Origin of the sequence: Synechococcus sp. Tobar12-5m-g (assembly GCF_024345415.1) — a bacterium.
Lineage (GTDB): Bacteria > Cyanobacteriota > Cyanobacteriia > PCC-6307 > Cyanobiaceae > Regnicoccus.
On record NZ_JAGQBB010000038.1, the window covers coordinates 1 to 14,276 of the forward strand.

Genomic DNA, 14,276 nt, shown 5'->3' on the forward strand with positions numbered 1-14,276 from the left:
CTGCCCACCCCGGCTCGCTCTCGAGAGCGCCACCATCCAGGCCGATCTCGATCGACGCAAGCCGGGCCAGAGCCGCATCACAACCCCCCGCAAGGAAGAGGACCGGGTCGAGATCCTCAGTGGCGTGTCATCACCTCATGGCTAGCCGATAGCCAGGCACCGCTGGCGTCGTAGCGGCGAATCAGGCGCTCCATCCGGCCGGTGGACGGCAACCAGCCGCCCTCCAGTACGAAGGCCTCACGGTGGCTGACCCGCTGAGGCAGGCGAGAAAAGCCGCCATCGGGCATCAGCCTCAGGCCCTCCAGCTCTGCCTCACCCAGCACCAACTGGCAGTCGGCGACCTCAGGCTCGAGCCAGTTAGCACTGATCGTGGCCGCCTTGCCTTCCCAGGTGCCAAGCAGCTGATTAGCGCTGGTGGGCGCACACTCTTCAGCCCCACTGCCGGCGCGGAACTCGCGGATCAGCACCAGTTGGTCGAATGTGCCAGCTTCGTTGTAGAGCTGCACCAGCCGGTGGCGTCGATTGAGCCCGATGAAGCCGAACTCACCGCCAAAGACAGTGTTCGGGGCCACCTGCAGCGACCCCTTGTTGAACGCCCCCGAGTCAAAAAACACCACTTGGCGGCCAAGGCTGCGGTAGTCCTTCTCCACGGCGTGGCTTGGTTCGCCGGCCCCGTCAGATGGCCCACCCCCGGGGGCGATCGTCATTCCTTCAGGCCAGCGTCTCAACCTGAAGCGCACGAGCCGGTCGTCGCCTTCACTCTCCAGTGTCAACATCGACGGGCTGCTCTCCCGCACCGTGCCATCGGCGGCCACGGTGCTGAAACTTCCGCGCCACTCGCCAAGGTTGCGTAAAAAGTTCTGCCACTGGTTGGCCATGGAGCACCGGAACCGTGGGCTCGATCGTAGGCAGCAGTGGCCGCTTCCACCCGGGAGGAGCTGTCCTGCTGATGGGTGAGCAAGCAAAGCTCCCAGGGGGTGATCAACCGGCTGGAGAGTGATTCGAAAAAGAGCAGACCGACCGTCATGGCGTTTGTAACGGGAAAGACTGTCTCATCCGTTGCCCCACTCGTGGCTTCTGAACGTCGAAGGCCTTTCCCTGGTCGGGCACCCAGCCCGGCTCTGTTCGCGTTGGGGCCATCCAGGGCTTGCCTTAGGGCCCGAACCGCCTGGTCGGGTCGCAAAAGTCATATGCGTCTACACTCCGCAATAATCTGTTACAGTTCTCTCATCCCTCCCGAGTTCCCCATGGCCCAAGCCACCGCCACCGCTCCCAGCGCCCTCGATCGTTCCTCCATCCGCGGCGCCACCGTGACAACCGAAGACGGTGGCCGACTCAATGCCTTCGCCACCGAACCGCGTATGGAAGTGGTGAGTGCCGAGAGCGGCTGGGGCTTCCACGAGCGCGCCGAGAAGCTGAATGGCCGCATGGCCATGCTCGGCTTCATCGCCCTCCTGGCCACTGAGTTCGCCCTGGGCGGCGAAGCCTTCACCCGCGGCCTGCTGGGCATCGGCTGACTCCAAGGAGCGAGTTTCAGAACGAACGAATCACGACACATCTCCATGGAAAACTCCCTATCCCTCACAAGGGCATTTGCCATCGAAGCTCATTCAAGGGCGATCGACAGCTGCAACGAACTCGAAGACCTCCGCAAAGTGGCAAAAACGCTGCTGAAGGCATGGCAACTTCAGGCCATGTTCAGTGAGATGTATGGAGCACAAGCGCTTGGAATCAAGAAGCCTTGAACTCTGAGGCCTGAGGAAGCTGTGAATCCATGATCAGGGACTCGCAGACCTCCTCAGCCTTGAAGTTTACCGGTCATTGTGCTCCCTGTCACTGAATACAGAGAAGTGACCGGCTGATCTCTGATCAAAGGAGTTGTCCTGAGGGAATAGTCTCCTCCTCAGGTCGTGGCCAGAGATGTCTTGAACAGAAAGTATTGGCTGATGTTAGGGGCGCGCCTAAGAGATCCTAGGGGGTCGATTTGCATGCTGGGCAGGATCTTGGGTTGTTGTTAGGCGGTAGCGGACGGAGGTCCAGCAAAGTTCCGTTTGCAGTGGTTTCTTACACCCTGTGCTTTAGCTTCCTCGTATAGAGCACAGTGAAAACATCCCATAGGGTGTGCTCCTACTCATGAACTTATGCACCCTCCGCTCAGTGATCAGGGCGAAGTAGTTGAATCTTCCGTCGAGGCCATCCGATTGCGATGATTACGGCATCGGTCTGAGCAGTAGCGCACTTCTTCCCAGACATCCTTCCACTTTTTGCGCCATTGGAAGGGGCGCCCACAGACCGGGCAGACTTTGGTGGGGCGGTCGGGGTGATGAGGCATCTGAAATGACAAGGCAATGGGCGGCAACATCCACGATCGAATCACAAATCGAAAGAATTAAAGAATTGTCGTCCAGCGGGCCCTTGGCGGCTCAACTCTTTTAGGTAGTCACGGTCAGCACCCCAAGTGACTATCAACCTAATGGCCACCTATCAAACGCACCATTTTGACTCTGTTGTTTGCTAGATTTAGCTATTTTGCCAAGCCAGGCCTTGTAAGCGAGATTTGACTAGAATGATTACAGAAGTTGTGTGATTTAAGGATACTACTTAATCTGATCTCTTTTTCAAGCAAACAAGCATGCCCACTTTCTGGAAGTAGAACGATCTGGGAATTGGGTAAAAACCTGACTAGTTTCTTCGCTTCTGCTGCGGAAGGCAGGAGCCGATCAGCTCCTGAGGCCAAGACTAAAACAGGCTGCTTAATTCGCTCAAGAGGCAGGTCCTCCAAGACGAATTGGTTGAGTAGAGATAGTCTAAATGCAGCACTTGGAGGGCTCACTGATTGCATGGCCGTCAACAAGGCCTGTTGACTCAGGAAGGACACTCTCTTTGGTGCAATCAGAAGCGGAAGCAGGCCTAGTGTAGATAGGTGATAAAGAGGGTTTGGCAACCACTGAGTGACGGAAGCTCCCCAGCCCATCCAGGGTTGTCGGCGTACTGAAGAAGCAGGATTGACCAGAATCAGACGATCGCACAGGTACGGAAAATGAGCGGCGAGCTTTAAGGCTAGGCAGCCGCCAAATGACTCGCCGCAAAGATAGATGGGACGCGAAGGTGACTGTTGCTGCTCCCTCCCGATCAGCTGGGCTACTTGTTCAAGCAATCCGTCCCATCCTGTTAAATCGTCTGTGGGAATCGACAAGCAGCGGATATCAAAAATGGACTTCAGTCCAGCTAGCTGGAGCTGCAGCAACTCACCGGTACCGTCCATACCTGGCAAAAATACAAACAGGGGGAGAATCTGTTGTGAGTCCTTTGAAGTTAGGAGACGCAATGACTTTTTCACAATTAGCTTGTCAGCTGAAAGTGTTTAGTGGCTGCCTTGACGCAGCAAACCGACGATTTGTTCCCAGCATGACTGGGTTATCTCTTTAGCCAGTTGGCCTCCATGGCGGCCGCGGTATTGTTGTCGCTGAACCTCGTCGATCCCAATAGGATAGCCAAAGAGAAGGTGGACGCGACGATAGACAATGGCTGAATGCCACCCCCCGCATTGGAACAGGGGTTCTGAGGGATCAAAAAAGCTGAAAAGCTTCAGTGGGGCAAGGTTATGCTTTTTCTCTTCAGAGGATGCAATTGCCACTGGCAGGATGGCCAGATCTTGAACCGGTGCTCGCAAGGCCAGATGGGCAAAACCACGATGGAAGGGGCTGAGTTGATTGGCCGGCTTGACCTGAACCATTGGCTGCGCTCCTTCAGGAAAAATCCCGACTATTTGCCCTGACAGCAATAATTTAACTGACTGCTGAAAGAAGTTCTTTTGCCTTTGGCGAGGTGCATCGAGAGGGAAGGCCCCCATCGCCGACACCATCTCCCGCAGCACGGGAACCCGACTCATGTAATAGTGGCAGGCAAAACGTACTGGACGATTCATGGCAGCCATCAGCAAGGGAGCATCGAGCAGGCTGCGGTGGTTGCTGACAACTAAAATTCTCTTATTAGCCGGCATTAGATCTAAGTTCTCTACAGATACCTTCGTGCCAACGGCACCAAGCAATCGGCGAGACAAGTGCAAGGGCGAATCGAAGTTCATACCTGGAATGGGGTCGACCAGGTTCACTGGAGAAGCGTTCTGATGTTGAAGTCTGATCCTGGCATCGCTTTTGGACGGATCCACAGACCTAATTAAGAAATCCAGGCAGAGTTATACGTTATCAACATTTTCTGATTATGGCTTGTCAGGAGTAGTTGGTAGATTGGTCTATGGCTGCCCCTTGACTCTAAGGCGTGAGCATGGAGAGTGTGACGTTGTGCCAGAGGGGTTGTTGAATGTCCCGGCCGAGAAGGACGTTTTGCATCAGGGATTAGTTTGTCCGTTGTTTCTGCTGGACCTGAAGCCGCAGACCATCCACAGCACCGAGGCTGATTGTAGAACGGCATTTCCTTGGTTGCCTCCTTCTGCGGCCGCCACCAGCCATGCCCTAAACAACGCCACCTGGATGTCGGTGGCCGCCATCAGGCTTCACTCCCCTTCTCAGAAACCCTTCTCAGGAACCCTTCTCAAAAAGCGATCCATCCGGACTCGGGCAACGGCTGCGCGCAAGCCGGTTGCTAGGAGATCCCTGGGTGCTGGACCTCGTGATCGCCGAGGTCGTCTGCCCTGTAGCTGTCGCCTGCTCGAGAGGTAGCCATCTGGCCCTCGCGCTGCTCACATCCCCCCAGGTTGATGATGCCTGCTTGTCGAGGCCTTTCCTTAGCCCTTCGCCGAGCCACACACCGATCATTTAGTGGACTATTGCGGTCTTGACCCCTTGTTCACAAGGGTCTCAGGCCTGCCCCTACATAGTTTGTTGGACTGCGCCACTTATCTCAACATTCAGATTTAAACCAGACCCATGAAGGTTCAGCATTTTGCTACACGAGTCAATGCCGACCCCCCTCGATTGGCACAGATTCTTTCCAGTAATCGCTGCTACAGTTAATTTTTCCTCCCGAAGCCTCCACAATGGACCATGAGACCCCGGCGACTCCGAGCGCCCTTGAGCGCTCCTCCATCCGCGGTGCGACGGTCACCACAGAGGAAGGCGGACGCCTCAATGCCTTCGCCACGGAGCCACGCATGGAAGTGGTGAGTGCCGAGAGCGGCTGGGGCTTCCACGAGCGTGCCGAGAGGCTCAATGGCCGCTTTGCCATGATCGGCTTTGTCGCTCTGCTCATCACCGAGTACGCATTGGGCGGAGAGGCCTTCTCCCGCGGCATTCTGGGAATCGGCTGATCCGGCTCCCAGGCCAGCGCCTGCGGGTTTCTGCCCTCTGGATGCAGCAAGGGTGATCGACGTTGGGTGGCTGGTAGCAAGCCTCTATTTATGTTTTGTGGGTGGTCCGCCCAGGGATAACGCAGCGGCCCCGGCGCTGCCTGCTTGTGTCCTTCTCAACCCGCTCGCAGACAGAAATCTGGGGTGCTCTCATCTCCTTCGAACCCGATCTCTCTGTTTCAGGCAGAAGCCGGAATGATCCCTGTGCCATGTCCCTGATCAACACCGCCGTCGGCCTGCTGGCGATCAGTTCGCCGATCGGTGTTCTGCCGGTGGTGGCCAGGGCAGCCGGGGGCGATGCCAGCCGGCTTCGGCAGATCAGCCGCCTGGCGGTGCTCACCTTTCTGTTCACCCTGTTGGCGGCCTGCTGGTGGGGGCAGGCCCTGCTGGATCTGTTCGGAATCACCCTGGATGCCTTCCGCGTCGCTGGCGGCCTGATCCTGCTGCCGATCGGCCTGCGCCTGATCGAGGGATTGGAGGTGAGCCACCCCGACGTCGAGACCGACGCCGGTAGCCTGGGGGTGGTGCCGATCGGTCTGCCGCTGCTGGCGGGGCCGGCTGCCATCTCCCTGGTGGTGGCCGATTCTCCCGCCTCCTGGCAGGGAAGACTGGCCCTCAGCGGCGTGATCACCCTGCTGGCGTTGGCGATCTACGCAATTCTGCGGGTGTCGATGCCCCTGCGCCGGGCCCTGGGGGAACTGCAGGAAAAGGTGATCAGCCGGCTGATGGGCCTGTTGCTCAGCGCCATCGGTGTGCAGATGCTGGTGGGCGGCCTGAAGGGCTGCTTCCCCGTGCTCGCCGGAGCGGCCTGACCAGGAACGCTTCCGGCGGATCAATCCGGCTGGATGGCCGCGCATCCGGGCCCCAGAGCTGCCAGCGTTCTGTTAAGTCCTTGCACGCCGGTCCCCCGTGAAGCCATGAACGCAGTTTTCACGCCGCCGCTTACCGAGGAAACGCTCAAGGCCCTGTTCACCAAGCCCTATGGCGCTCCGGCACCCAGCGCGGAGCAGTGGCGGGCCGTCTACGACGCCAAAGTCCATTTTCAAGACCCAACCCAGGAGAAGCAAGGCATTGAGGCCTACATCGCTGCCCAGGAGGGATTGATGCGCCGCTGTGATGATGTTTTCCTTGCGCCCGGCGCCGTAGCCCTGAGCGGTGAGACGGCCTTCGTGGAGTGGACGATGGGCCTGAAGATCAAGGGGATCGAGTTCGTCTATCCCGGCACCACCAGGCTGCGTATCGGTGGCGACGGAACGATCGTGGACCATCGCGACTACTTCGATTTCGTCGGCCCCACCTTCGCGCCGGTGCCGGTGGTGGGTGGCTTCGTGCGCTGGCTGTACCAGCGGTTCGTGTCCTGAAGGCAGAGGCAGGGCACATCACACTATCGGCAACACAACTTCATCTCCGAATGTGTCTGTCGTTCTCCACACCGAGCCTGTCATCATTAGGGATAATCAAGCACTATCAGGCAATGATGATCCAGGATGTTTCGACGATGTTTCATACCATTCCATTGCGTGCCGCCACCTGTCTGGCAGGATTTGCGCTGTTGCAAGTTCTGTTCAGCAGCGGGTCATGGTGATCAGCTGTTGGCTGGTTCGCGATGCAAAGCTTCGTGTGGTTCTGGCTGAAGCAGTGGATCCGGTTGCGCTATTCATCGGTTCCCTCCATTCGTCCTGATCGCCTGCAAAAGATCCTGGCGATGCAGCAGGCTGGCGACTGGTTGGTTCTCGACGCCCGCACGACCGCCGAATTCAACGTGAGTTGCCTCCCAGGCGCGGTGCCTATCGGGGATGGGGAGGAGATTCCCCTCTCAGGCCCGCTGGGCAATGCCTCGAGGGAGCGGCAGATCCTGGTGTGCTGTGCGGTGGGGGTGCGCAGTGCTGCCGTGGTGAAACGGCTGCGGGAGCGGGGCTTCCGGAAGGCCGTGAATCTGGAGGGAGGGCTGTTTGAATGGGTGAATCAAGGGCATCAGCTGGTGCATGAGGGCCAACCCACCACGCTTGTGCATCCGTTCAATCGCTTCTGGGGTCTGCTCCTGAAGCCGCACCGATGAGAGGCACTGGCATGGCGCCACTGTCGATCATCATTCCCACCTTGAACGAGGCCGCCAGCCTGGGACGCACGCTGGCGAATGTGCGTGCCCTCGATCCACCGGCCCTCGAAGTGCTGGTGGTGGATGGCGGCAGCTGCGACGCCACCCGGGCGATCGCCACCGCGGCGGGTGTGGCGGTCTTCCCCTGCGAATCAGCGGGCCGGGCGATCCAGATGAATGCAGGCGCGCGGCAGGCCCACGGCAGCCTGCTCTGCTTTCTGCATGCCGACACCCTCGTTCCCATCGATCTGGTGGCGATCGCGGAACGGGTGCTGGAGGACCGGGCCATCGCCGGGGCGGGATTCGTGTCGCTGATGAGTGGCGAAGACACCACCCGCTGGGGGATTTCGGCCCTGAACCTGCTCAAGACCCATCTGGCGCCATTGCTGCTTCGCCCACATCTGTACTGGCGTGGACTGCGTTTGCTGTTCGGCGATCAGGTGATGATCTGTCGCCGGGAAACCTTCTGGGAGGTCGGTGGCTTCAACGAAGCTCTTCCGATCCTGGAGGACGGCGATCTCTGCCTGCGGCTGCTGAAGCAGGGACGCATCCGGCTGATCAACCGGGTGGTGATCAGTTCCGACCGGCGGGTGCAGCGCTGGGGCGCCGGCAAGGCCGCTGCGATCTATCTCTCAATCGGCTTGCTCTGGGGTCTGGGCATGCCACCGGCGCCCCTCAAGCGCCTCTACGAGGACATCCGCTGATTCAGGCTCCAGTCGTAGGGTAGAAAAGCGACCCGGGGTTGATGATCCTGTACCGAAACGCCGCCCAGGCGGGGAAGGATGTAGTCGAGCAGGGAAGGCGCCACCGCCAGGAAATCAGCCTTGTACCACCGGAAGATCTTGCTGCAGTACAGAACGCCCCTCTCGGCATCGAATCGCACCTTGGCGGGGTTGTTGATGAAGCGGGTCACATCCTGCTCCAGTTGCTCTTCCACCCTCTCCGGCGTGTAGGCCTCATGGCGCAGCAGCGGACAACCCACCGAGGCGCAGACGATCGCGAAGTGGACGCGGGGATCACCAGTGCGCTGGCGCAGCATCCTGTTTTCGATCTGCGCCAGGCTGAATAACTCATTGCCAAGGCGATGCACGCGCCGCTGGAAGAATCGCAGGAACGCGATCCAGTTCGGCAGGCCGATCAGGGTGGGGCGGATCGACGCGATTGGATAGGCCGAGAGCACCGCCTGGATTGTGAAAGCGTTGTAGAGGTTGATCCAGTGGGCGATGTGATCCTGGCGGCCGTGGGTATCAGCAGATTGCCTAGCCAGCCAGCGGATGAGGGTCTCGGGGTGGTGGGTTCTCCAGGCTTCGTAATCCACCCGGCCCGCCCGGTCCACGTATAGCTGGAGGAGATCATTCCAGGCGGGCAGGTCGTTCATGGTTCGGCAGGGGTGGTGGCGTGCATCAGGTCGCGTGATCTGTTTGGCGCCGACACCATGGAGACTCTGCTGCATCCGGGCCGGTTGTCGCTGTTGCCTGACACCCGGTAAGGTCAACACCTTGCAGGACCGCACCACCCGGCCGGTGGCATCGAGAAACCAGTTGGCCTACCCAGGTGAGCTGAGGGTGAAGGAAGAGCCCAGTCCAGATTTCGCATCGACCAGCAGCCATCACGATCAAGCTGATCTGAGCAAAACCTTCCACCACGGGCGGCTGGACGGTCGGGCATGGCTGCCATCGCAGAGCGGGTAGTGGCGGGAGTGAGTGCAGCCACAGACCATCACCGTGCTGGCCTGCTCAAGCCGCAGCTCGCGCGACAGCCAGCCAGTGCCGAGGTGGGCGCCATCACAGAACCAGCCATGGCGGCTGCGGCCGCAGCGGCAGAGCTGGTGCACGCCGGCTGGCAGCTCCAGGGGAATCGGACCCGCAGAGGGCGGAGCAGGTCAGCCATGGCATTCGCAGCCACAGCCGGCGTGGCAGGGCTCGCCATTGGGGTGCCCCGTGGCACAGGCGTCGCTGCAGAACAGCAAAGCGCCGCTGCGGAAGGGCGTTTCCGGTTGCACCGTGCAGTTGCACCCTGGGCAGGCGCACTTCAGAGCAGTTGGTTTTTCGAGGGTCGTGGTCATGGCCTCTCCTTCCACAGCGGAACTGAACCCACTCTGGTGCCGGCGGCGCTGCGGTGGATCGGCTTGCCGTACTGACAAGCAAGGCAGGCGGAGGTATTAATGAATCAGAGGCCACGACCAGGGCAGCGCGAGCCCAGACCCTGCAACCGGCCCAAGGGCGCCCGACACGGGGCGCCCTACTCATTGGAGCCGTCCAGCAACACTCCTGTTGCAGTGCATCGAGTCCGAGAGGGTTTCTTGGTCCCGTCGTGGTGCCATGCCCGCTCCGTTGGCCAGGCCTAGCCTTTTGGCAATGCCGCCGGGTGGACCATGGCCGTGGTGAACCGCTGCGCGGTGGGGATCTCCCCCAGCGGGCAGCTGCTCGACTGGGCCCGGCAGCTCGATCTGGATGTGGAGGTTGCTGGAGCCAGTGAGCCCTGCCTGTACCTGATCCCTGACTACGACACGCAAGAGGAGGCCGAAGAAATCCTCGAGGAGGTCTACGAGGCGATCTTTGAAGCCGAGCTCGACTACTGGCATCGCGACACCGGCACCTGGCCGGCGGAGCGCACTTACGCGGTGTTCCGCAAATGGTTCGAGGTGCGCTTCTACCCCCTGATCCAGGACCTGGTCGGTGATGAGCTCACCGCCACCGAGCTGGATGAGGAGTTCATCGGTGAGCTGCGCACGGCGCTGGAGGGAGTGGAGCCGCTCCCCTGAGCAAGGCCAGACGGCAAAAGCGTCGGCCCCCACAATGGGGTGATGCCCCAGAACCCGCCCCCACTTGCCGCTCTGTATTGAGTTTGCGTCATGGTGCCAAGCCAGCGCCCAGATTCAGGGTGTCTACACTGAAGATACAAAGGCATCTCTTTTGGTAAATTGATGACTGTCAGCGTGATTACCCCCACCAGGCTGCTGCCAGATCGGCTCAGCATGTTGGTGGAGTTGAATGAGAGCCTAAGGAACAATGAATGCTTGGTAGAACACGTTATTGTTGTTGATGGCGCCAGCCAAGAAGAACTTCCGCTTGAGCTATGCGAACGGGCTACTGTCATTGTGACAGGGCGGTCCATCGGTCAAGCCGCCGCTCGTAATTTAGGCTTGGTCATTGCAAAAGGCAAATGGATTACCAGTGCTGATGACGATGACTGGCTTTATCCACAGTCTATTGATAAACGATTGGATGCAATCCATGGTCAGACTGGTGCACTTTGGTCTGCGGGATATTGTACGGATGACTCCAAGATAGACCCAGGAATCGTGCCAGCAGGACCCAGTTCCCCTGGAGATATCTGGCGTGCCTGGCCAACGCCTAAGGCCAGCATCCCCTTGGGACCAACAACTTTGCTCGTGGAAGCCAACCTTCTAAAGAGGGCTGGTGGCTGGATGGGCTTACCTCAAGGGGAAGATATTGGAATGATGATGGCCGTAACCTGCATGGCACCCGGGGTGGTGATTGATGCCCATGTTTATCATATTCGTTTGCATGGGGGCCAGATGACTAAAACAACTTGGTTTGACGATTTGGAGCTCTTATCACGACGATGCGCATGGGAAAGAGGCGAGCGGATTCTGTTCCAACCACCTCCAGGTCCCGCGACTTGGACCCTTCTTTCTCCTCAGATGATCAGCCCGGTTGAAAGGGATCATCGATTCTCTGCATCCAGCATGGCTGTCGGGTGATTCGGTGAGATGCCGCTGATCATCCATCGCCTGGCATGGCCGGAGCAATGGGGGCCATGGGGTGGTGCCCATCCTGACTTTGCCGATGAACCAACTTCTGATCTTGCTCTCGGGCCTGTTCCTGGTGCTTCAGGCGCCCCTGGCTGCCGTGGCTAGCCCAGGCAGCCGCGCCACGGTGCTCTCGATCGGTGACGGCGACACCATCCGGGTGCTTCAAGGCCAGCAGCGGATCACGATCCGGCTGGGCTGCATCGACGCCCCCGAGATGGCCCAGAGCCCCTATGGCAATCAATCCCGCGCCTATCTGCAAACGCGGCTGCGAATAGGGGCCCCGGTCACGCTTCTGCCCCAGACGGTGGACCGCTACGGCCGCACCGTGGCCGAGGTGATCGGAGAGATCAACGTCGGCCTGGCGATGGTGGAGGATGGCCAGGCGTTTGCCTACCGTAAGTACCTGGGCCAATGCGATTCAAGGGAGTATCTGGAAGCCGAGTTCCGGGCTTCCCGGCGCAGATACGGGGTATGGCAGGTGCCGGGCGGCATCACCCGCCCGTGGGACTTCCGGCGCGGCAGAACGGCGCGGAGATCAGCCACTGCCGCCGGGTCGATTCCTGGTGGCCGGATGGTTCGCTGCGGTGAGATCGGCTCCTTTACGCGTGCGCAGGAGTTGCTGCGCCAAGGTCACACTGACTTGGATTGGAATGGGGATGGCAAGGCCTGCGGGAGCCTCCAGTGAAGGGACGGACATCCGCACCTTCAAGGCCTGGTCCTGATCATCTTGTTCGTTACTTTGCCCCTATTCATGCCCCACTACCAGTGCTCTCACCGGTGCTGATCTACTCGCCAAAGTCAAGGAATTCGGCGATGCTTCCAAATCGGATCTGGTGCGGGCCGCCGGCTACCTCAGCACCAAGAAAGACGGCAGCGAATGCCTGAACTTCACCGCCTTCTATGAGGCGCTGCTGGAAGCTAAAGGCGTCGGTGTCGGCCATGGCAGCGGCAATGGCAAAGGCAAGGCTGGTCGCAGCTTGGGCTTCACCACCAAGATTCAGTTCAACGGCAACCTGATGGTGGGCAAGGCCTACACCGCCCTGCTGGATCTCAAGCCTGGCGATGCGTTCGAGATCAAGCTGGGCAAGAAGCAGATCCGCCTGGTGCCCGTGGGTGGGGCCGACGACGAGGAGTGAGCCGGGCACCTGGGGGGCCGTCGCTGTCAGGTCAGCGGAACGGCTCGCAAGACACCAGGAAGCCGCTGACGTGGTCGGACCATTGGGCCAATGCCAGCAGCTCCCGGGGTTCCCTGGGAAAGCCCTTCTGGGAAGGAGCCGTGAGCTCGGCCAGGTTGTCGTGGCTGATCAGCGCCGCGAGTGTCTTCACGAAGTCACAGGCCTGGCGGAATTCCTGACCCTGCTCTGCCAGACAGCGCTGGTAGGCCTCCTCAAACCTGACGCCTTGCTCCTGCAGCCTTACGAAGGCATCGAACGCCGGCGGGGCGTGATCCACAGCCAGCCGGAGAGCCCGCTGACGGGACTGACGGAACTGTTCGCCACAGCTGAGACCGTGGGCACGGTGATCTTCAGCAGCCTGCTGGTGGCCACGGTGTTGTCGCTGGGGGTGGCGCCGCCCTTCTACCTGGTGATCAAGGGGTTGGAGGAGCGCTGGTTGCTAGAGAGGACCGAGCCAGTGGCCATCCCTGGGGACTCTTCCCAGGCATGATCGGCCCGGTCGTTACGAGCCGGCGTCCTGGTTTCGCATCACCTCGGCCACCTCGGGAAAGTGCTTCTCGATGCAGGCTTGGCACACCCCATGGGTGAAGGCCACATCGGCGTGCTGCTTGATGAAAGCCTCCACGCTCGACCAATAGCCGGCGTCGTTGCGAATCGCCTTGCAGTAGGAACAGATTGGGATCAGCCCCTCGATCAGAGCGATCTTCTCCAAGGCCTGGGCCAGCCGGGCAGACACTCGCCGAAATTCCATCTGGCTCACCACCTGGTGGGCCAGGCTCTCTAAGGCCCAGATCTGGGCGGCGTTGAGCTCCCTGGGCTCATGGTCGATCACGCAGAGGGTGCCCAAGGCCAGGCCCGCCGGCGAAAGCAACGGCATGCCGGCATAGAAACGGATGTTGGGGGCGCAGGTGACCAGGGGGTTGGTGGCGAAGCGCGAATCGGCCAGGGCGTCCTGGATCACCAGGATGTCGTCGTTGAGGATGGCGTGGGCGCAGAAGGAGATGTCTCGGCTCGTTTCGCGGGCCTCCAGGCCGACTTTCGCTTTGAACCACTGCCTGTTGCTGTCGACCAGGCTGATCAAGGCGATGGGGACGTCGCAGATCTGGGCCGCCAGAGCCACCAGATCGTCGTAGGCCCTTTCATCGGGGGTGTCGAGGATCCTGTAGTCGCGAAGGGCATCAAGCCGCTCTTCCTCTCGCTCGGTCAATGGCGCCTTCATGGGCAGGAGAGGCAAGGAGGTTGTCGTCCCTTGGCCACAATGTGTTGATCTTTCCCTCGGCTCGGAGCGGCTTCACGTTTCCTCACCCCCCCGCGCCCCGAACAGGTCACCGCTTCAGAGTCGCTGGTGCAGTTCGATCACGTTACGGTCGGGATCACGCAGGAACAGCCCCCGGGCCTGACCGCCGAAGTCCACCGGCCCAGCGCTCGGCTCCAGGCCAGCTGCATGCAGCTCTTCAATCGCCGTGTTCAGGTCGGTGCAGAGAAGGGCGAAGTGGGTGATGCCCGCCGGTTTGTCGGGGCCGTCCATGAGGACGTTGGCCTCCGCAGCTGTCGGCGCATTGAGGATCAGATTGATTTCCACTCCACTGGGGTGAGTGAGGATCGCGACTGGTTCCGGGCCGATCGGCCCGGCCACCAACCGGAAGCCGAGTCTGGAGTAGAAGGCGGCCGATCGCTCCATGTCGTGAACGCGGATACCGATGTGGGCCAGACCGCTGATGCCGGAGAGCGTCTGTGGCATGCCGTCGTCTGTTCCCGTTGGAGGGGATTCATTCTGCCGCCGAACAAAACAGCTAGGAGTTTGTTGCTGATAGAGCAGCGCCCTGCCGGGTATGGCGAATCGCCCCCCTAAGCCGAGTTACTGCAAGGAAGCGGACGCACTGGGGTTCCGCAGACCATTCCCATCGTCGGGCCCTG

The 14,276-nt window shown here is 60.2% G+C and carries 23 protein-coding genes and 1 pseudogene; 13 read left to right on the plus strand and 11 right to left on the minus strand.

What is annotated here, in order from left to right; all coding sequences use genetic code 11:
* Positions 1-127 (plus strand): annotated as a pseudogene (locus KBY66_RS15035) (chorismate synthase); the annotation flags it as partial.
* Here the strand turns inward: KBY66_RS15035 and KBY66_RS15040 are convergent.
* Positions 117-878: a DUF3598 family protein gene (locus KBY66_RS15040; RefSeq protein WP_255090433.1), complete on the minus strand. Its 762-nt coding sequence runs from the start codon at positions 876-878 to the stop codon at positions 117-119. The pseudogene KBY66_RS15035 and the gene KBY66_RS15040 overlap by 11 nt on opposite strands.
* Positions 879-1,247: 369 nt before the next feature.
* Between KBY66_RS15040 and KBY66_RS15045 the strand changes: the two genes are divergently transcribed.
* The gene (locus KBY66_RS15045; RefSeq protein ID WP_255089270.1) at positions 1,248-1,517 is read left to right on the plus strand and encodes a high light inducible protein; all 270 of its coding nucleotides are present in this window, start codon (positions 1,248-1,250) and stop codon (positions 1,515-1,517) included.
* A gap of 45 nt (positions 1,518-1,562) precedes the next feature.
* Positions 1,563-1,745 carry a hypothetical protein gene (locus KBY66_RS15050; protein WP_255090434.1) on the plus strand — a complete coding sequence of 61 codons (183 nt, stop codon included), beginning with the start codon at positions 1,563-1,565 and terminating at the stop codon, positions 1,743-1,745.
* A 416-nt stretch (positions 1,746-2,161) separates the two neighbouring features.
* Here the strand turns inward: KBY66_RS15050 and KBY66_RS15055 are convergent, their stop codons facing one another.
* The 4 genes from KBY66_RS15055 to KBY66_RS15070 all read right to left on the minus strand — a co-directional run bounded on the left by KBY66_RS15055 (position 2,162) and on the right by KBY66_RS15070 (position 4,510).
* A complete protein-coding gene (locus KBY66_RS15055) occupies positions 2,162-2,362 on the minus strand; it encodes a DUF2256 domain-containing protein (protein ID WP_410001009.1) in 201 nt (66 codons plus the stop codon).
* 162 nt (positions 2,363-2,524) lie between these two features.
* Positions 2,525-3,340: an alpha/beta fold hydrolase gene (locus KBY66_RS15060; RefSeq protein ID WP_255090436.1), complete on the minus strand. Its 816-nt coding sequence runs from the start codon at positions 3,338-3,340 to the stop codon at positions 2,525-2,527.
* Between the two features lie 24 nt (positions 3,341-3,364).
* Complete coding sequence (locus tag KBY66_RS15065) at positions 3,365-4,114, minus strand: lysophospholipid acyltransferase family protein (RefSeq protein WP_255090437.1); 750 nt, start codon at positions 4,112-4,114, stop codon at positions 3,365-3,367.
* Positions 4,115-4,351: 237 nt separating this feature from the next.
* The gene (locus KBY66_RS15070; RefSeq protein WP_255090438.1) at positions 4,352-4,510 is read right to left on the minus strand and encodes a hypothetical protein; all 159 of its coding nucleotides are present in this window, start codon (positions 4,508-4,510) and stop codon (positions 4,352-4,354) included.
* 489 nt (positions 4,511-4,999) lie between these two features.
* Between KBY66_RS15070 and KBY66_RS15075 the strand changes: the two genes are divergently transcribed.
* The 5 genes from KBY66_RS15075 to KBY66_RS15095 all read left to right on the plus strand — a co-directional run bounded on the left by KBY66_RS15075 (position 5,000) and on the right by KBY66_RS15095 (position 8,110).
* Positions 5,000-5,269, plus strand: a complete 270-nt coding sequence (locus KBY66_RS15075) for a high light inducible protein (RefSeq protein ID WP_255090439.1) — start codon at positions 5,000-5,002, stop codon at positions 5,267-5,269.
* A 248-nt stretch (positions 5,270-5,517) separates the two neighbouring features.
* A complete protein-coding gene (locus KBY66_RS15080) occupies positions 5,518-6,120 on the plus strand; it encodes a MarC family protein (RefSeq protein ID WP_255090440.1) in 603 nt (200 codons plus the stop codon).
* 105 nt (positions 6,121-6,225) lie between these two features.
* The gene (locus tag KBY66_RS15085; RefSeq protein WP_255090441.1) at positions 6,226-6,669 is read left to right on the plus strand and encodes a nuclear transport factor 2 family protein; all 444 of its coding nucleotides are present in this window, start codon (positions 6,226-6,228) and stop codon (positions 6,667-6,669) included.
* Positions 6,670-6,914: 245 nt separating this feature from the next.
* Positions 6,915-7,367 (plus strand): rhodanese-like domain-containing protein, encoded by a 453-nt coding sequence (locus tag KBY66_RS15090; protein ID WP_255090442.1) that lies wholly within the window; start codon positions 6,915-6,917, stop codon positions 7,365-7,367.
* A gap of 11 nt (positions 7,368-7,378) precedes the next feature.
* Positions 7,379-8,110 carry a TIGR04283 family arsenosugar biosynthesis glycosyltransferase gene (locus KBY66_RS15095; RefSeq protein ID WP_255090443.1) on the plus strand — a complete coding sequence of 244 codons (732 nt, stop codon included), beginning with the start codon at positions 7,379-7,381 and terminating at the stop codon, positions 8,108-8,110.
* Here KBY66_RS15095 and KBY66_RS15100 read toward each other — a convergent pair.
* The 3 genes from KBY66_RS15100 to KBY66_RS15110 form a co-directional block, all read right to left on the minus strand.
* Positions 8,092-8,784 carry a DUF547 domain-containing protein gene (locus tag KBY66_RS15100; protein WP_255090444.1) on the minus strand — a complete coding sequence of 231 codons (693 nt, stop codon included), beginning with the start codon at positions 8,782-8,784 and terminating at the stop codon, positions 8,092-8,094. The two genes, KBY66_RS15095 and KBY66_RS15100, sit on opposite strands and share 19 nt — an antisense overlap.
* A 237-nt stretch (positions 8,785-9,021) precedes the next feature.
* Positions 9,022-9,240: a CDGSH iron-sulfur domain-containing protein gene (locus tag KBY66_RS15105; protein ID WP_255090445.1), complete on the minus strand. Its 219-nt coding sequence runs from the start codon at positions 9,238-9,240 to the stop codon at positions 9,022-9,024.
* 48 nt (positions 9,241-9,288) lie between these two features.
* A complete protein-coding gene (locus tag KBY66_RS15110) occupies positions 9,289-9,471 on the minus strand; it encodes a metallothionein (protein WP_255090446.1) in 183 nt (60 codons plus the stop codon).
* Between the two features lie 309 nt (positions 9,472-9,780).
* Here KBY66_RS15110 and KBY66_RS15115 point away from each other — a divergent pair, with 309 nt between their 5' ends.
* The 4 genes from KBY66_RS15115 to KBY66_RS15130 all read left to right on the plus strand — a co-directional run bounded on the left by KBY66_RS15115 (position 9,781) and on the right by KBY66_RS15130 (position 12,320).
* Positions 9,781-10,170, plus strand: a complete 390-nt coding sequence (locus tag KBY66_RS15115; RefSeq protein ID WP_255090447.1) for a hypothetical protein — start codon at positions 9,781-9,783, stop codon at positions 10,168-10,170.
* Positions 10,171-10,332: 162 nt separating this feature from the next.
* Positions 10,333-11,133 (plus strand): glycosyltransferase, encoded by an 801-nt coding sequence (locus KBY66_RS15120; protein WP_255090448.1) that lies wholly within the window; start codon positions 10,333-10,335, stop codon positions 11,131-11,133.
* An 85-nt stretch (positions 11,134-11,218) separates the two neighbouring features.
* On the plus strand, positions 11,219-11,869 hold the full coding sequence (locus KBY66_RS15125) for a thermonuclease family protein (protein ID WP_255090449.1): 651 nt from the start codon (positions 11,219-11,221) through the stop codon (positions 11,867-11,869).
* A 145-nt stretch (positions 11,870-12,014) separates the two neighbouring features.
* A complete protein-coding gene (locus KBY66_RS15130) occupies positions 12,015-12,320 on the plus strand; it encodes an AbrB family transcriptional regulator (RefSeq protein ID WP_255090455.1) in 306 nt (101 codons plus the stop codon).
* A gap of 31 nt (positions 12,321-12,351) precedes the next feature.
* On the opposite strand, the gene KBY66_RS15135 is transcribed toward KBY66_RS15130, so the two are convergent.
* The gene (locus KBY66_RS15135) at positions 12,352-12,510 is read right to left on the minus strand and encodes a hypothetical protein (RefSeq protein WP_255090451.1); all 159 of its coding nucleotides are present in this window, start codon (positions 12,508-12,510) and stop codon (positions 12,352-12,354) included.
* A 75-nt stretch (positions 12,511-12,585) separates the two neighbouring features.
* Here KBY66_RS15135 and KBY66_RS15140 point away from each other — a divergent pair, with 75 nt between their 5' ends.
* Complete coding sequence (locus tag KBY66_RS15140; RefSeq protein ID WP_255090452.1) at positions 12,586-12,849, plus strand: efflux RND transporter permease subunit; 264 nt, start codon at positions 12,586-12,588, stop codon at positions 12,847-12,849.
* Positions 12,850-12,861: 12 nt separating this feature from the next.
* Here the strand turns inward: KBY66_RS15140 and KBY66_RS15145 are convergent, their stop codons facing one another.
* Together KBY66_RS15145 and KBY66_RS15150 are read right to left on the minus strand one after the other, a co-directional pair.
* Complete coding sequence (locus KBY66_RS15145; protein WP_315855522.1) at positions 12,862-13,593, minus strand: GAF domain-containing protein; 732 nt, start codon at positions 13,591-13,593, stop codon at positions 12,862-12,864.
* Between the two features lie 99 nt (positions 13,594-13,692).
* Positions 13,693-14,100 (minus strand): VOC family protein, encoded by a 408-nt coding sequence (locus KBY66_RS15150; protein ID WP_255090453.1) that lies wholly within the window; start codon positions 14,098-14,100, stop codon positions 13,693-13,695.
* Positions 14,101-14,276: the final 176 nt, after the last annotated feature.

Excerpts from the sequence above, each read along its gene's own strand:
- KBY66_RS15040 (WP_255090433.1), bottom strand. The coding sequence starts at position 878 with ATGGCCAACCAGTGGCAGAACTTTTTACGCAACCTTGGCGAGTGGCGC.
- KBY66_RS15045 (WP_255089270.1), top strand. The coding sequence starts at position 1,248 with ATGGCCCAAGCCACCGCCACCGCTCCCAGCGCCCTCGATCGTTCCTCC.
- KBY66_RS15050 (WP_255090434.1), top strand. The coding sequence starts at position 1,563 with ATGGAAAACTCCCTATCCCTCACAAGGGCATTTGCCATCGAAGCTCAT.
- KBY66_RS15055 (WP_410001009.1), bottom strand. The coding sequence starts at position 2,362 with ATGTTGCCGCCCATTGCCTTGTCATTTCAGATGCCTCATCACCCCGAC.
- KBY66_RS15070 (WP_255090438.1), bottom strand. The coding sequence starts at position 4,510 with ATGGCGGCCACCGACATCCAGGTGGCGTTGTTTAGGGCATGGCTGGTG.
- KBY66_RS15075 (WP_255090439.1), top strand. The coding sequence starts at position 5,000 with ATGGACCATGAGACCCCGGCGACTCCGAGCGCCCTTGAGCGCTCCTCC.
- KBY66_RS15080 (WP_255090440.1), top strand. The coding sequence starts at position 5,518 with ATGTCCCTGATCAACACCGCCGTCGGCCTGCTGGCGATCAGTTCGCCG.
- KBY66_RS15085 (WP_255090441.1), top strand. The coding sequence starts at position 6,226 with ATGAACGCAGTTTTCACGCCGCCGCTTACCGAGGAAACGCTCAAGGCC.
- KBY66_RS15090 (WP_255090442.1), top strand. The coding sequence starts at position 6,915 with ATGCAAAGCTTCGTGTGGTTCTGGCTGAAGCAGTGGATCCGGTTGCGC.
- KBY66_RS15095 (WP_255090443.1), top strand. The coding sequence starts at position 7,379 with ATGGCGCCACTGTCGATCATCATTCCCACCTTGAACGAGGCCGCCAGC.
- KBY66_RS15100 (WP_255090444.1), bottom strand. The coding sequence starts at position 8,784 with ATGAACGACCTGCCCGCCTGGAATGATCTCCTCCAGCTATACGTGGAC.
- KBY66_RS15110 (WP_255090446.1), bottom strand. The coding sequence starts at position 9,471 with ATGACCACGACCCTCGAAAAACCAACTGCTCTGAAGTGCGCCTGCCCA.
- KBY66_RS15115 (WP_255090447.1), top strand. The coding sequence starts at position 9,781 with ATGGCCGTGGTGAACCGCTGCGCGGTGGGGATCTCCCCCAGCGGGCAG.
- KBY66_RS15120 (WP_255090448.1), top strand. The coding sequence starts at position 10,333 with ATGACTGTCAGCGTGATTACCCCCACCAGGCTGCTGCCAGATCGGCTC.
- KBY66_RS15125 (WP_255090449.1), top strand. The coding sequence starts at position 11,219 with ATGAACCAACTTCTGATCTTGCTCTCGGGCCTGTTCCTGGTGCTTCAG.
- KBY66_RS15150 (WP_255090453.1), bottom strand. The coding sequence starts at position 14,100 with ATGCCACAGACGCTCTCCGGCATCAGCGGTCTGGCCCACATCGGTATC.